14 protein-coding genes are annotated in these 14,035 nt (G+C 62.2%); 8 read left to right on the top strand and 6 right to left on the bottom strand.

Annotated features, from left to right (window positions below):
• The 3 genes from AC1D1P_RS00210 to AC1D1P_RS00200 form a co-directional block, all read left to right on the top strand.
• A partial coding sequence (locus AC1D1P_RS00210; protein ID WP_477671755.1) for a molybdopterin cofactor-binding domain-containing protein occupies nucleotides 1–725 on the top strand: 725 nt, incomplete at its 5' end.
• Between the two features lie 273 nt (nucleotides 726–998).
• Nucleotides 999–1,829, top strand: coding sequence for a hypothetical protein (locus AC1D1P_RS00205; protein WP_477671754.1), 831 nt, complete (start codon nucleotides 999–1,001; stop codon nucleotides 1,827–1,829).
• Nucleotides 1,829–2,224: a hypothetical protein gene (locus AC1D1P_RS00200; protein WP_477671753.1), complete on the top strand. Its 396-nt coding sequence runs from the start codon at nucleotides 1,829–1,831 to the stop codon at nucleotides 2,222–2,224. Before AC1D1P_RS00205 ends, AC1D1P_RS00200 begins: the two co-directional genes overlap by 1 nt.
• A gap of 33 nt (nucleotides 2,225–2,257) precedes the next feature.
• On the opposite strand, the gene AC1D1P_RS00195 is transcribed toward AC1D1P_RS00200, so the two are convergent.
• Complete coding sequence (locus tag AC1D1P_RS00195) at nucleotides 2,258–2,722, bottom strand: Lrp/AsnC family transcriptional regulator (protein ID WP_477647589.1); 465 nt, start codon at nucleotides 2,720–2,722, stop codon at nucleotides 2,258–2,260.
• Between the two features lie 228 nt (nucleotides 2,723–2,950).
• Here AC1D1P_RS00195 and AC1D1P_RS00190 point away from each other — a divergent pair, with 228 nt between their 5' ends.
• Entirely contained in the window at nucleotides 2,951–3,991 is a 1,041-nt protein-coding gene (locus AC1D1P_RS00190; protein ID WP_477669956.1) for a 1-aminocyclopropane-1-carboxylate deaminase, read from the top strand.
• Between the two features lie 2 nt (nucleotides 3,992–3,993).
• Nucleotides 3,994–4,239, top strand: coding sequence for a hypothetical protein (locus AC1D1P_RS00185; protein ID WP_477671752.1), 246 nt, complete (start codon nucleotides 3,994–3,996; stop codon nucleotides 4,237–4,239).
• A gap of 240 nt (nucleotides 4,240–4,479) precedes the next feature.
• Here the strand turns inward: AC1D1P_RS00185 and AC1D1P_RS00180 are convergent, their stop codons facing one another.
• The 4 genes from AC1D1P_RS00180 to AC1D1P_RS00165 form a co-directional block, all read right to left on the bottom strand.
• On the bottom strand, nucleotides 4,480–5,718 hold the full coding sequence (locus AC1D1P_RS00180) for an ABC transporter substrate-binding protein (RefSeq protein WP_477671751.1): 1,239 nt from the start codon (nucleotides 5,716–5,718) through the stop codon (nucleotides 4,480–4,482).
• 107 nt (nucleotides 5,719–5,825) lie between these two features.
• On the bottom strand, nucleotides 5,826–7,061 hold the full coding sequence (locus AC1D1P_RS00175) for an ABC transporter substrate-binding protein (protein WP_477671750.1): 1,236 nt from the start codon (nucleotides 7,059–7,061) through the stop codon (nucleotides 5,826–5,828).
• A gap of 59 nt (nucleotides 7,062–7,120) precedes the next feature.
• Nucleotides 7,121–9,064 carry a hypothetical protein gene (locus AC1D1P_RS00170; protein WP_477669960.1) on the bottom strand — a complete coding sequence of 648 codons (1,944 nt, stop codon included), beginning with the start codon at nucleotides 9,062–9,064 and terminating at the stop codon, nucleotides 7,121–7,123.
• Between the two features lie 375 nt (nucleotides 9,065–9,439).
• Complete coding sequence (locus AC1D1P_RS00165; RefSeq protein WP_477671749.1) at nucleotides 9,440–10,219, bottom strand: IclR family transcriptional regulator; 780 nt, start codon at nucleotides 10,217–10,219, stop codon at nucleotides 9,440–9,442.
• A 234-nt stretch (nucleotides 10,220–10,453) separates the two neighbouring features.
• On the opposite strand from AC1D1P_RS00165, the gene AC1D1P_RS00160 reads away from it, so the two are divergent.
• Together AC1D1P_RS00160 and AC1D1P_RS00155 are read left to right on the top strand one after the other, a co-directional pair.
• Nucleotides 10,454–11,464 carry a TRAP transporter substrate-binding protein gene (locus tag AC1D1P_RS00160; RefSeq protein ID WP_477669962.1) on the top strand — a complete coding sequence of 337 codons (1,011 nt, stop codon included), beginning with the start codon at nucleotides 10,454–10,456 and terminating at the stop codon, nucleotides 11,462–11,464.
• Nucleotides 11,465–11,477: 13 nt separating this feature from the next.
• Nucleotides 11,478–11,924, top strand: a complete 447-nt coding sequence (locus tag AC1D1P_RS00155; protein ID WP_477669963.1) for a type II 3-dehydroquinate dehydratase — start codon at nucleotides 11,478–11,480, stop codon at nucleotides 11,922–11,924.
• A gap of 74 nt (nucleotides 11,925–11,998) precedes the next feature.
• Here the strand turns inward: AC1D1P_RS00155 and AC1D1P_RS00150 are convergent, their stop codons facing one another.
• Entirely contained in the window at nucleotides 11,999–12,394 is a 396-nt protein-coding gene (locus AC1D1P_RS00150; RefSeq protein ID WP_477670212.1) for a YkvA family protein, read from the bottom strand.
• A gap of 641 nt (nucleotides 12,395–13,035) precedes the next feature.
• Between AC1D1P_RS00150 and AC1D1P_RS00145 the strand changes: the two genes are divergently transcribed.
• Nucleotides 13,036–14,034 carry a sigma-54 interaction domain-containing protein gene (locus tag AC1D1P_RS00145; RefSeq protein WP_477669964.1) on the top strand — a complete coding sequence of 333 codons (999 nt, stop codon included), beginning with the start codon at nucleotides 13,036–13,038 and terminating at the stop codon, nucleotides 14,032–14,034.
• The last annotated feature ends 1 nt before the right edge of the window (nucleotide 14,035 follow it).

Genomic DNA, 14,035 nt, shown 5'->3' with positions numbered 1-14,035 from the left:
TTGTGCGGCTGGGCGACTCCGCCTTTCCCGTGTCGGCCGGCTCGGGCGGGCAATGGGGCGCCAACAGCTCCACGTCGGGCGTGTACGCCGCCTGCATGAAGCTGCGCGAAGCCGTCGCCAACAAGCTGGGAATGTCCCAGGGCGACATCACGTTTGCCGACGGCATGGTCAGCGCGGGTGGCCGCACCGTTCCACTGGCTGAAGCTGCCGGCGCTGCGGGCCTCGTCGCCGAAGACACCATAGAGTTCGGCGACCTTTCCAGGAAAGTCCAGCAGTCGACCTTCGGCGCGCACTTTGTGGAAGTGGGCGTTGACATCTACACCGGCGAGATTCGCGTGCGGCGCATGCTGGCCGTCTGCGCCGCGGGCCGCATCCTCAACCCCAAGAGCGCGCGCAGCCAGGTGATAGGCGCGATGACCATGGGCGTGGGCGCGGCGTTGATGGAAGAACTCGCCGTCGACAAGCGTCACGGCTTTTTCGTGAACCACGACCTGGCGGGCTACGAGGTGCCGGTGCATGCCGACATTCCGCACCAGGACGTGATCTTCCTGGAAGAGACCGACCCGACCTCATCGCCGATGAAGGCCAAGGGCGTGGGTGAACTCGGTATCTGCGGCGTTGGCGCGGCGGTGGCCAATGCGGTCTACAACGCCACCGGCGCGCGGGTGCGCCACTACCCGATCACACTGGACAAAGTGCTGGACAGCCTGCCGGCGCTGGTGTGAGCGCCGGCGCGCCTCATCACGCCGGCGGTGGGTGTGGAAAACACCTTAAAAACGCCTGTTTCAGGCATAAAAAGTGCCTGAAACCCAATCAGGACGGGCGCAAGCAGCTCCTGATTTAATAGCGCCTCTGTTCAACCCCGAACCCCCTTGCGCAAGCCCACCGGCGAGCGGAACGGTRGCCCGCCGCACGGCTGGAACAAGTCCTACACAGCTGCGTGTTCGCGCGCACTAGGATCGGTTTTACCTGTGAATCCGTTCCGTACTGACGGTGCCATGTCAACCCGCTCTTTTCGCCTCGCCACACGGCTGATCCTGGCGTCAGCCCTGGCCGCTGCCTGCCTGGGCACCGTTGCGCAGGACAAAGCCGCAGGCACGCTGCCGCAAGTCACCATCGCCGCCAAGGCAAACCGCGACCCCGTCGAAAAGTCCTACCGCAAGATGATCCGCGGCATGGACCTTTTCGAGAAGCAGCGCGCCGCCATGGCGCCCAACGCGTCGCTTCGCTTCAAACTCTTGCCGCGCAAGCGCGAAACGGAGATGGACCGTATCGAGATGGAGGTCATCGGGACGACCGTGGCGTTTGATGTGGCGGTGGCGCCGGACCATACCTTTACGCTGGAGCGTGACCCCAAGGCGTTTGACGAGAACGCACAGGTGATTCCGAACCGGAAGGCGCAGACCATGACGTGGCGCACGGAGATACGCACGCCGGGCCTGCCGCCCAACACGCGGCGGCTGGGAGACTTGCGGCTGGAGTGCCAGGTGGGCATGGAGGCGGGCCTGGTGTCGAACACCACCAACGTGATCGGCCGGCTGGCGCGGGTGATTCTGGACACACCCGCCTATTGCGACAGGAAGGCGCCGCTTTATCTTTTCTTTGCAGACCGGCCCTTGTTCAGCGTGGCCATGGTGAACGGCGCGCGGCGGGAGATTCTTTCCATCGACAAGCTGTATGCCGCCGCCAGCGACGACCCCAACCTGAACAGCGACCTGCCGTATTGCGACTGCGAGGTGCTGGTAGACCGCACTTACGTGCTGCCGCTGGGCGACCGGAGCTGGCCGGACGACACGCTGGTGGAGTTTGAGTACATGGATGGGCCGTGATGAAAACCCTGCCCCGTCAAACGTTGCGGCATGCCGGTGCGATGCTGCTTGCCTGCCTGTGGCTGGCCGGCTGCGCGGGCCCGGGGGGATTGTTCGGCTCGCAAGAGGCGCCGCCGCCTTTTCGCGACCCGGCGATGACGATGGAAAGCGCGCAGGGCGCCATCGTGGCCGGGCAGTCCACCAAGGCCGATGTGGTGGCAGCACTGGGCGACGCCGCCACGTCGGTGAAGTTCGACAGCGGATTCGAGGTGTGGGTCTACCGGAAAAAAACGCCGCAACCCACTGCGGCCAACCCGGAGCTGGTGATTCTGTTCACACCGGGCGGCGTTGTGAAAAAGACGCGGATTCGCCCGGTGTATTCGGCCGACGCGGCTTACGAAGAGCGCAAGGAGTGACTGCGCAATTGATCCCGGGCCCAGCCCGCCACCTCAGACCGGAATCACGGTCGTCTCGAACACTTCCTTGAGGCACACAAAGGTGCGCACCTGCCGCACGCCTGGCAGGGCTACAAGCTGGGCGCTGTGCATCTCGTTGAACGAGTCGATGCTTTTGATGCGCAGCTTCACAAAATAATCAAACTCGCCGGTCACCAGTTGCACCTCAAGGCAACCCGTGAGGCCGGCGGCGGCTTTTTCAAACGCGGCGAATGAGTCGGTGGTGGAGCGGTCGAGCACGACACCGATGATGACCAGGCCGTTGTAGCCCAGCGCACGCGGGTTGACCAGCACCACGGTCTTGCGGATCAGCCCCAGCTCCTTGAGCCTGGCCACCCGCCTGGAGCAGGCCGGTGCGCTGAGGTTGGTTTTTTCGGCCAGCTGCATGTTGGGCAATGAGGCGTCCTGCTGCAGCAGCTTCAGGAGCTTGCGGTCTACCCGGTCAAGTTCTTTTTCCATTGGGAGATTGTACAAATCTTGCATTGAATGGCAATTCAGCAAAATAAATTGTGCATTTATTCGATTCAAAGATTCCTGAGTCGATTTATTCGCTGAAGTATGCAATTCATTCCACGGCCCGGGCGATACGATTTGATTCAGGACTGCACCCAAACCTTTACCCACATGCCCTCCTTCTTTGCGGCCATTTCAGTCTACGCACAAGGGCTTCAACCGAGAAACACTGCCATGTCTACCCCGCTTCAGTATCCGCTCCAGCTTCAGAAATTTGCAAAACACTCCCTGACCTTCGGGCCCAGCCCGATACAGCCGCTCAAGCGCCTGAGCGCCCACCTGGGCGGCAAGGTCGAGCTGTTTGCCAAGCGCGAAGACTGCAACAGCGGCCTGGCGTTCGGCGGCAACAAGACGCGCAAGATGGAATACCTGATCCCCGAGGCGCTAGAGCAGGGCTGCGACACGCTGGTGTCGATCGGTGGCATCCAGTCCAACCAGACGCGCCAGGTCGCGGCGGTGGCGGCGCACCTGGGCATGAAGTGCGTGCTGGTGCAGGAGAACTGGGTCAACTACTCCGACGCGGTGTATGACCGCGTGGGCAATATCGAGATGTCGCGCATCATGGGCGCCGACGTGCGCCTGGACGCGGCCGGTTTTGACATCGGCATCCGCCCGAGCTGGGAGCAGGCGATGGAAGACGTGCGCAAGAAGGGCGGCAAGCCCTTCCCGATTCCGGCGGGCTGTTCAGAGCACCCGTATGGCGGCCTGGGTTTTGTCGGCTTCGCCGAAGAAGTGCGCGCGCAAGAGGCCGAGCTGGGCTTCAAGTTTGATTACATCGTGGTGTGCTCCGTCACCGGCAGCACGCAGGCCGGCATGGTGGTGGGCTTTGCGGCAGACGGCCGCGCCGACCGCGTGATCGGCATCGATGCGTCGGCCAAGCCCGCACAAACCCACGCGCAGATTTTGCGCATTGCGCAGAACACCGCCAAGCTGGTGGAGCTGGGCCGCCCCATCACCGAAAAAGACGTCGTGCTCGACACCCGCTACGGCGGCCCTGAGTATGGCCTGCCATCCGAAGGCACGCTGGAGGCGATACGGCTGTGCGCCCGCCAGGAGGGCATGCTGACCGACCCGGTGTACGAAGGCAAGTCGATGCAGGGCATGATCGACATGGTGCGGCGCGGGGAGTTTCCGGCCGGCTCACGCGTGCTGTATGCGCACCTGGGCGGCGTGCCGGCGCTCAATGCCTACAGCTTCCTGTTCCGCAACGGTTGAACATGGAACGGCCTGCAGCATTGACCGTGGCGCTGGCAACCCGGCTGATGGAAGCCTTGTGCGCAGCGCCGCGTGACGCGGAGGCACCCGAGAGCGCCGGCATGCCCCTGCTGCGCGCGGCACTGAATGACCCTGCCGTGCACACCGTGGTGCTGGCCATCAGCAAAAACGGGCCGGCTGCCAGCCTGGTGCAGGTGATAYGGCAGCCGGACACGCTGCATCAATGGGTGGAACTGGCCTGCATCTGAGCGTGACGTCAGCGTTTTGCTATCAATTAAATAGCTGCTCGCGCATGACTCTATTGGGTTACAGGCCTTTTTTATGCATCAAAAGCGGGCTCCGGAGGCCTTTTTCCGCGGCCCAGCGCCTGCCTCCACACGCTAAAACCGCTTGAAAAAGACCATTTTCAAGCATAAAAAGTGGCTGTATCCCAATAGAGTCATGCGCGAGCAGCTATGTTTTTAATAGCATTCGTCGGCTAACGACCTCTAGATCCGGTCCTTCCAGCGCTGCATTTCCCATGAGGGCAAACCTCGGAGGTCGCCGACCTTCGCGCTCTGGAATTCCGTGATGGCGGGTTTGGCGCCCAGCCGCTCGTAGGCCTGTTTGGCGATCGGTGCGGTTTGCACGAACACACTTTTCACCTGCGCCCAGCTCAGGGGTTGCGGGATGATTTTTGCGCCTGCAATCATTTTTCCTGTGGCAAACAGCGACAACGCGTCGCCTTCGGTCGACCACACCCAGCCCCGGCGAAACACCACGTCATCGCGAACCACCCTGGCGCCATCCGCCGGAGACAGGCCCCAGTAGGACTTGACCAGCTGCGACACCGCCTCCGGGTCGGCCTCACTGAGTGCATGCACAGCTTCCTGTTGCGCCAGCAGGAAAGCCTGCACAAGGTTCGGGTGCTTTTCCACAAGGCTGTTATGCACGATGCGGAAGGACCGGTGCAGGTAGTAGCCGTCCGGATAGAAAGGCGAATTCTTCACCGAGGGCAACAAGATGCCGGCGCCCATGCCGGCCGGCCCCTCGTAATGGGCTTCTGTGTAGCCGTGGGAGTTCATGATGGCCACCGTGCCCGTTCCGGTGGCCTGCGCCTTCAGAAAGGCCGGGTACACCGCCAGCGTGGCGTCCACCCCGCTGGGCACCTGCGCCGCTTCGGGCAAGGTCGGCAAGTGCACCATGCGAATGCCGTGGGCGGCAGGGTCGGGGTTGCCCAGCTCATAGCGCAGGATTTGCGTCAGCGCGTTGTAGGGGTCGCCGCCCAGCACGGTACCAACTGTCTTGCCCTTGAGGTCTTGCACATTGCGGATGGGCGAGTCCTTGCGCGTGCACAGCACAAAGCGCAACCGCCCTTCCGCCACCGACGCCAGGCTGAACGGAAGCCTGGCCAGGATGCCGCCCAGCGTTGCTGTGTTGCCCCACAGCGCCATGTCGAGCTGGCCGGCGGTGAGTGCGTCTACCTGCGGAGCGCCCGTCTGGTAGATGCGGTAGTCCACCGTGAGGTCGTAGCCGAACTCCGCGGCATATTTTTCAAACAGCTTTTTGCCGATCATGTATTGCGTTGTCGGCGAATTGCCAGCCGCCCACGGCACCCAGCCAAATGACAGCGTGAATGGCTTGCCCGCCTGGGCGCGAACAATGCCCGCGGCCCCCAGTGCGCTGCCGGCCAGGCCGGCGCTTTGGCGCAACCAGTGCCTGCGCGTCAACATTGATCTGCCGGTCATCGGCTCTCCTTTTGGTTGGGGGTTGCCCGCGAAAGGCACGGCGCCGGGCCGCGGATTTCCGCCTGAAACAAAAATCAACGCCCCCGGGTTGGCAAGCTCCGGGTTCGCTAGGTCCGGTCCTTCCAGCGCTGCATTTCCCATGAGGGCAGGCCGCGAAGGTCGCCGACCTTCGCGCTCTGGAATTCCGTGATGGCGGGTTTGGCACCCAGCCGCTCGTAAGCCTGTTTGGCGAGCGGTGCAGTTTGCACGAACACACTTTTCACCTGCGCCCAGCTCAGGGGTTGCGGAATGATTTTTGCGCCCGCAATCATTTTGGAGGTGGCGAACAAAGCCAGCGCGTCGCCTTCGGTGGACCAGGCCCAGCCGCGGCGGAACACGACTTCGTCACGAACCACCTTGGCGCCATCCGCCGGCGACAGGCCCCAGTAGGACTTGACCAGCTGCGAGACGGCTTCCGGGTCGGCTTCGCTGAGAACGCTCACGGCCTCCTGCTGCGCCAGCAGAAAGGCCAGCACGAGGCTGGGGTGTTTTTCCACGATGTTGCTATGCACGATGCGGAAGGAACGATGCAGGTAATAGCCGTCTGGATAGAAAGGCGAATTCTTCACCGAGGGCAGCAGGATGCCGGCGCCCTTGCCGGCTGGCCCGTCGTAATGCCCTTCGGTGTAGCCGTAGGAGTTCATCACAGCCACCGTGCCCGTGGCCTGCGCTTTCAGGAAGGCCGGGTACACGGCCAATGTGGCGTCCACGCCGCTGGGCACCTGCGCCGCTTCGGGCAAGGTGGGCAGGTGCACCATGCGGATGCCATGGGCGGCCGGGTCGGGGTTGCCCAGCTCATAGCGCAGGATTTGCGTGAACGCGTTGTACGGGTCAGCGCCTACCAGTGTGCCGACCGTCTTTCCCTTGAGGTCCTGCACGTTGCGGATGGGCGAGTCCTTGCGCGTGCACAGCAAAAAGCGCAGCCGCCCTTCCGCCACCGACACCAGGCTGAAAGGAAGCTTTGCCACGATGGCGCGCAGCGTCGGCGTGTTGCCCCACATGGCCATGTCGAGCTGGCCGGCGGCCAGGGCCTCGACCTGCGGCGCTGCCGCGGGGTAGGCGCGGTAGTCCATGGTGAGGTMGTAGCCAAATTGCGCCGCGTGTTTTTCGATCAGCTTTTTGTTGATCATGTGCTGCGTGATCGGCGAGTTGCCCGCCGCCCACGGAACCCAGCCATAGGACATCGTGAGCGGCTTGCCTGCCTGCGCGCGGGCAAGCTGCGCCAGCCCCACCGTCGCTGCGCCGGCCAGGCCGGCACCCTGGCGCAGCCAGTGCCTGCGCGTCAACATTGATCTGCCGGCCATAAAGACCCCTCTTTCACATGAAGAACAGCCACGCGGACCCGACGGTGCAAACCTGCAGCTCACACGGCCGGCAGGCTCACGCCCTCGTGTTTCGCAGGGTGTTCGTGGTCTATTCTTTCCAGGAGCTCATACACCTCGCACAGCTCATCCTTCGGGCCTAGCGGTACTGTGGCCACCAGCCTGAAACGGAAAAACCGCGCGGCCGCAAGCGCCACCGCGCGGCTGGCGGCGATGTTCACGCCCAGCGCATTGGCCTGCCGCGCCAGCGCCCGGGCCCGGTCCAGCGGTGCGCCCACTGCGGTGAAAGTCAGGTGATCCCAGGTGCCGAAGTTGCCGACTGTGGCATTGCCAAAATCCAGGCCAAAGCGCGGTGGCTTGACCGGCACGTCCAGGCCTTCGGCCAGCGCCTGCATGGAGTCCACCGCGCGCAGGGCCGCCTCGCAGGCATAACCGGCCGGGTTAGACACATTGAGCGGCGTGTTCCACAGCGCGACGGCGGTGCAGCTTTCGTAGCGGTCCATCATGCCCTTGCCCTGCGCCACTTCCACCGCCAGGATCTGCAGGTAGTGGTCGGCATTCGGCGACCAGGTCATGGCCGTGGCGTGGTCGTCGTCCAGCGCGGCGCACAGCACCGCCAGCTCGCGTTGCTCGACGCCGGCCTGCGGCGTCAGGCGGTTGGCAATGAAATGCTGCACCAGCGGCCGCGGCACGTAACGCGAAAAGCCCTGCAACGCGATGCGTGCCAGCGCCAGCGATTCCTGCAGCCGGCGCACCTCGGCGATGTCGCTGTCCTGGGGAATGTCGCTGTCGAATTCAAATTGCCGGATGTGCCTGGCCGAGCGCACCAGGTTCTTCAGGGGCCTGGCCAGCCGGTTGGCCATCCAGAACAGCATGGGCATCAGCAGTACCAGCCCGGCCACGCCCACCCCCAGCAGCATCCACCGCATACGCCGCACCTGCGCCAGCAGCAGGTTCTGGTCAGACACCAGGGCCACATAGGCCTTGCGGCTGAACACGCCTTCGATCGGCATCACCACCGCGGCAAAACGCTGGCCGTCGGCGCCATCGATCGAATGAATCGGCGTATCTTTCAGAGAGGCCTGTGTCATCAGCGGCGGCAACGCGGCATACAAGGGGTCATTCAGCGCGGCAAGGCTCACGGGCCGCCCGGACGCCAGCAGACGGCGAAGGCGGTCTGCATCGGACCAGCCCCAGACGCGGCCCTGCTCATCAAAGAGGATCAGCTCGGCATGGCTCTCCTGACTGCGCGCACGCAGAAAATCCGAGAGGCCCGCGACCGTGAACGTTACTGCCGCGACGCCGCCCTTCGGCCCGCTGAGCGGCCGCGACAACGCCATGCCGAACTCCGCCGGAAGCTGCAGCATAAAAGGATCGGTGGCCTGGAAGGTGCCCAGGTTCAACTCGCTCACCCCCTCGTACCAGGGCCTGCTGCGGGGGTCATAGCGGTTGCCCCAGGGACGCCGTTCGCTGGCGATGGCGGTCATTTGCTGGTCGTAAAAAACCCATTCCTCCACCCGCTTTTCGTGTTCGTCGACCCGGATGATCTGCTCCGCGTAGCGGGCTTCCGGCAGCGATTTAGCCCAGGCCCGGTCGCGTTCGGTGCGCAGCACCATGCTCTGCAGGTAACTGCCGTCCGGATAACCGAACACCAGCGAGGCGATCTGGGGATAGCGGTTTTGCATCGACATCTGCATGCGCTGCACTGAAATGTCGTTCTCGCCTTCGAGGCCGGCGTGCGGGTCATTGGTAGTGGCTTCCAGCCAGGCGCGGGCCGGTTCCTGAAAGCGCAGCAGCTGCTCCTGCGTGCGGCGGCCCAGTTGCTCCAGCTCGCGCTGCGCGCCGTCCAGCACGATGCGGCTTGCGGCCAGCTCGGCCAGCACCATGAGCGCCACAACAAGCACCGTGCCCAGCGCGGCGTAGGTCCAGAACAGGTGGGAGCGAATCGACCTGGCGTGAAAAGTCAGCAACTTCAACTTTTTCAAGCGTGTCCCCCTGCTGTGCTTGTTTGATCGCAAGATACGCTGCAGTAATACCTTTGACAAGGCGGTTGCTACTGCCCTGCCGGGTATCTTTTCGCTTTCCACATTTTGTGACGTTTGTCAGAATTTTCAGCGTGACGGCATACAGAGGGAGCATCTTCAAAAATGCAAATTTTTGGGCGCCAACATGGATACAGATGGTGACATCGGTGCGGCCTGTTTGCGACGTGTACTGCTGGAGTACACGACCAGGGCTATAACGGAAGCGCTACATGCGAGCGGCGGCCTTGCCGATTTGTCGATTGCCGCTTTTGCTTTGTATTGCACTGTATCGAGAGGCCTGTGCGATCAGCTGCCCTCAGCGGGGGCGCGGAAAGCCTACGCCCGCTTCTTGAACAGCGCCGAAGCCCCGCTGGCTGCCCGGATCTCATCGGCAGTTGCCCGCAACGCCTCGGACAACTCTTCCATCCTGGCTTCTGTCAACCGCACCAGCGGCCCCGCAATCGTGACCACACCGATCGCGCCCGAGGGCGACAGCACGGGCGCGGCCATGGCGGACATGGAGGGCGCGAACACTTCGCTGATGGTGCTGAAGCCGCGCTTGCGTGCCGCGTGCACAAAACCGAGCAGCGCCTTCACGGTCGTGGGGGCCTTGGGCCCGAAGTCTTTGGGTGGGCCGAAGCCTTGTTGGGCCACCAGGCGCAATGCCTCTTCATCGCTCATGGTGGAAAGCCAGGCATGCCCGGCGGCGCTGCAAGACAGGCGAACCGACAGGCCCATGTCGGGGTCGTAGCGCAGGCCACGGCGTGCACCCTGCGCTTTGGCGACGAAGGTCAGGTCGTCGCCATCAACAACGGCCAGACGCACCAGTTCGCCGGATTCTTCGGCCAGATGGTCGAGCAGGGGCTGCGCGACATCGACGATGCCTGAGGCGCTCAAAAACCCCAGGCCCAGCGAGACCAGTTTGATGGTGAGAACGTATTCGCCCTGCTCACGCACCTGGCGCACATAACCGCAGCGGCACAGCTCTGCCAGCAGGCGGTGGGTAGCGCTGAGCGGCATGTCCAGGCGGGCTGCAATCATGGACACGGTTTGGCCTTCGGGGTGCGCGGYCAGTTGCTCCAGGGTGTTGAAGCTTCTTTCGAGAAGGGTGCTCATGCGGTTTGACTCTCTGGTTTCGCCGGTTTGCCGTTTGCCGTTTGCCGTTTGCCGTTTGCCGACATTTAGCCATGGCTTGGAAACTGGTTGCACTTCAAATAATAATGGTTTTCCATTATGGAAAGACTTTCCACTTTATCGGATGATTCGCCGGTCTGGGGTGCGATCTGGCCGAACAGCCTTGCCCCGCCCCTTTACCCTCCCCCTCTTTCTCCGCAATAAAAGGACATCCAGATGCAGTTCAATCGCAGGTCACTGACCCTGGCAGCCGCGCTGCTGGCGCTTTCATCCGCCCCGGCGTTGGCCCAGGACATCCAGGAGCGCACCATCAAGTTCGGCCACCTCAACAATGCCGACCACCCGGTAAGTTTTGGCGTCAAGCGTTTCAGTGAACTGCTGGCAGCCAAGAGCGGCGGCAAGATGAAGGTGCAGGAATTTCCGGCTTCAACGCTGGGCAATGAGCTGCAGCAACAGTCCGCCCTGCAAGGCGGCGTGCAGGAAATGTCGGCGCCGGCCACCACCTCTCTGGCGGGCATCGTCAAGGAATTCGGCCTGGTCGATTTTCCTTTTTCAGTCGCAAACTTTGCGCAGGCGGACGCGCTTCTTGACGGCCCGCTGGGCCAGGCGCTCATCGCAAAACTTCCGGAGAAGGGACTGATCGCACTGGGTTATTGGGACCTGGGCTTTCGCAATGTCACCAACAGCAAACGCCCCATCACCAGGCCGGAAGATCTGGACGGCCTGAAAATCCGTGTGATTCCCAATCCGGTGTTCCTGGAGACCTTCAAGGCCTTCAAGGCCAACCCGGTGCCCATGCCGTTTGCCGAGCTCTACGGCGCGCTGGAATCCAAAGCCGTCGACGGCCAGGAAAATCCTTTTGCCGTGATCCAGTCCAACAAGTTCTACGAAATCCAGAAGTACGTCAGCGCCACCAACCATGTGTATGCAGCCAATATCGTGCTGGTGAGCAAACGCTTTTGGGACAAGCTCTCACCGGCCGAGAAAAAGATCATGAACGATGCGGCCGCCGAAACGCGCGACTACCAGCGCCAGGTCAGCCGCGCCGCGGCGCAAAAAGCCGTGGGCGAGCTGCAGGCCAGGGGCATGCAATACAACGAGCTGAGCCCGGCTGAGCAGGGCCGCATGCGGCAAGTGGCCAAACCAGTCGTTGAACGGTTCATGAACGCTTACGACCCGGTGACCACGAAGCTCTACACCTCCGAACTTGCACGCATCCGCAAGTAAACCAGCAGTCATTATGAAAATTCTTGTCCTGCACGGGCCCAACCTCAACCTTTTCGGCCGCCGTGAACCGCATATTTACGGCACGACCACGCTGGCCGAAATCAACGCCAGCCTTCAATCGCTGGCCGCCGAGCTTGGGGTTGAACTGGAAATATTCCAGTCCAACCACGAAGGTGCGCTGATCGATAAATTTCACGAGAACATCGACAGCGCGCAGGGCGCCCTGCTGAACCCTGCAGGCCTGACCCAGCACGGCGTGCCGCTGCATGACGCGATCAAGGCCATGCCCTTCCCGGTGCTGGAGATTCATATGAGCAACATCGCCGCGCGCGAAGCGTGGCGCAGCCACTCCATCATTTCGCCCGCGGTAAAGGCGACCATCCAGGGCCTCGGCTGGCGGTCCTATACCGCCGGCTTGCGGGCACTGGTTGAAACGCTGAAGGATGTGAAGGCGGGCTGACCGGCAAGCGGGACGGTTGCCGATCGCAGCGGTGGCGCTGGGCCGAGTTCCGCGGTGAGTAGTTTGCGCAGAGGCTACAACCGCGGCGGGACAAGCCAGATCCACAAGGCCGCGGCGAATCCGATCCAGACCAGCACGATCACGACCGCAGCAACCCGGCTGCGCGGCTTTGAGCCCTGCGTCTTCACCCACTCATCGGCCCGGTTACGGCAATCGGTGAGCACCTCTGGGGGCAGGAGCCTGATGGTCAACCAGATCAATCCGGGGAGCAACAAGACATCGTCCAGATATCCAAGCACCGGGATGAAATCGGGGATGAGGTCGATGGGGCTCAGCGCATAGCCCACGACGAAGAGCCCAAGCGCCTTCGCATACCAGGGCGTTGCCGGGTGCTTGCCGGCGAACCAGAGCGTCAATCCATCGCGCTTGATCCGTCTGGCCCAATTGTCGAGTTTGCCGCGCACTGTCATGCGCACAAGCATGCCACAGCGATTGGAATGATCACATCGATTGCACCGATTCCGTCGGTTTGCAGACTGTCGTTTATCAGGGCCCGTCGAAGGTCTGTGAAGAAATGTTGAGTTTTGCGAGCCGATCCGTGTATGCCCTACCTGTCAGTTCTGACAGGGGGATGAGGGTTGTGAGCGGAGCGATTTGAAAGGTCGCAGGCCTTGGGTATTTCCAAAAAACCCGGTGCTCATTCGCGAGTTTGTAAGGCGGAATAGGTATCGACGATCAGACAAGAGCAGTCATCGCCACACAAGGTTTTTCAGCACTGGCAAGCTCCAGCCATATTGGCGAAAGGCTGTCCGGTTGACCGTGAAAATAGGCAAAAAATTCCTGGGTGCATCCCCGCACCTCGAATGCAATTCACACATTCTGCTTACAGAAGTTTGAAGCTGGAATTCAGTGAATAGTTGCGTCAGCCTTCAGTGCAGTTCAGCAGCCAGGTCAATCAAGAATTTTCGGTACTAATTGCTCCTGCAATTGGAGGATGTGAGGGGGTGGCAATTCTCTTATGTTTGCGCTTCCAGGCACTCGGTTTCTTCTTGCTTCCTCGCGAAAGCAGGCAGAAGCCCCTGAAGTAGCCGCAATAAAACGGGGGATGTTGATGAGTGCAAGATTCGGCTTCCAGTTGCTGGGATCCTCAGAATCCCTGGCGAAAGTGCGCACGCAGATCGAGCGTGTCGCCAGAGTTGATGCGGCGGTTCTCGTCGAGGGAGAGACAGGCACCGGAAAGGAAATGGTGGCACGGGCCATTCACTACGGCAGYAAGAGGGCCGACCGCGCTTTTGTTCCGGTCAATTGCGGGGCGCTGGCCGAAACCCTGGTTGAAAGTGAGCTCTTCGGTCACGAGCGTGGGGCTTTCACTGACGCAAAAGTTGCCTCGCTCGGACTTGTCAGCGAAGCCGGCGGCGGCACACTTTTTCTTGACGAGGTCGACGCGCTCAGCCTCAAGGCCCAAGCCGCGCTGCTGCGTTTTCTGCAAGATGGCAGTTACCGCCGCGTCGGCGGGAGTTCGACCAAACAGTCTGACGTTCGTATCGTCGTGGCCAGCAACGCCAACCTCAACGAGCTTGCCGAAGCACGCCGTTTTCGCAAGGACTTGCTGTATCGCATCAACGTGTTATCGGTCTATCTGCCAACGCTGCGCGAGCGCGGCGACGACGGGATCGAACTTGCCAGGATTTTCCTGACGCGGCTCGGCCACCATCATGGAAGGCCGCAGGTTCGCCTGACGCCGGCATCGATCGCATTTATCCAGAGCTACACGTGGCCGGGTAATGTGCGTGAGCTCGAGAATGTTGTCCAGCGAGCTTTCTTGCTCTGCGACAGCAACGAAGTCGATATCAGCCAGGCAATGTCACAGCCCCGCGGCGAGCGTCCCGCTGCCGAACCGGCGGTCTTTCGCACAGCCAAGCAGCAGGCCGTCAAGGAGTTCGAGCGGCTGTATGTGAGCCGCTTGCTGATGCAAACCAACGGCAACCTGACTCAGGCGGCACTGATCGCGGGACAGGATCGCAGCGCTTTCGGACGGCTGGTGCGCAAACACAGCCTGAGCCCCAGCCGGGCCCAGGCCGCCACCGCTACCCGCGCCGGTGAAGCCTGAG

This window comes from Polaromonas sp. P1_E1_2, assembly GCF_056406035.1.
The sequence above is the reverse complement of the archived record's forward strand: the minus strand, read 5'-3'. Positions and strand labels throughout refer to the sequence as shown.

Coding starts and splice junctions, on each gene's coding strand:
- AC1D1P_RS00190 (WP_477669956.1), top strand. CDS start 2,951: ATGTCTACCCCGCTTCAGTATCCGCTCCAGCTTCAGAAATTTGCAAAA.
- AC1D1P_RS00180 (WP_477671751.1), bottom strand. CDS start 5,718: ATGACCGGCAGATCAATGTTGACGCGCAGGCACTGGTTGCGCCAAAGC.
- AC1D1P_RS00205 (WP_477671754.1), top strand. CDS start 999: ATGTCAACCCGCTCTTTTCGCCTCGCCACACGGCTGATCCTGGCGTCA.
- AC1D1P_RS00200 (WP_477671753.1), top strand. CDS start 1,829: ATGAAAACCCTGCCCCGTCAAACGTTGCGGCATGCCGGTGCGATGCTG.
- AC1D1P_RS00195 (WP_477647589.1), bottom strand. CDS start 2,722: ATGGAAAAAGAACTTGACCGGGTAGACCGCAAGCTCCTGAAGCTGCTG.
- AC1D1P_RS00155 (WP_477669963.1), top strand. CDS start 11,478: ATGAAAATTCTTGTCCTGCACGGGCCCAACCTCAACCTTTTCGGCCGC.
- AC1D1P_RS00160 (WP_477669962.1), top strand. CDS start 10,454: ATGCAGTTCAATCGCAGGTCACTGACCCTGGCAGCCGCGCTGCTGGCG.
- AC1D1P_RS00150 (WP_477670212.1), bottom strand. CDS start 12,394: ATGACAGTGCGCGGCAAACTCGACAATTGGGCCAGACGGATCAAGCGC.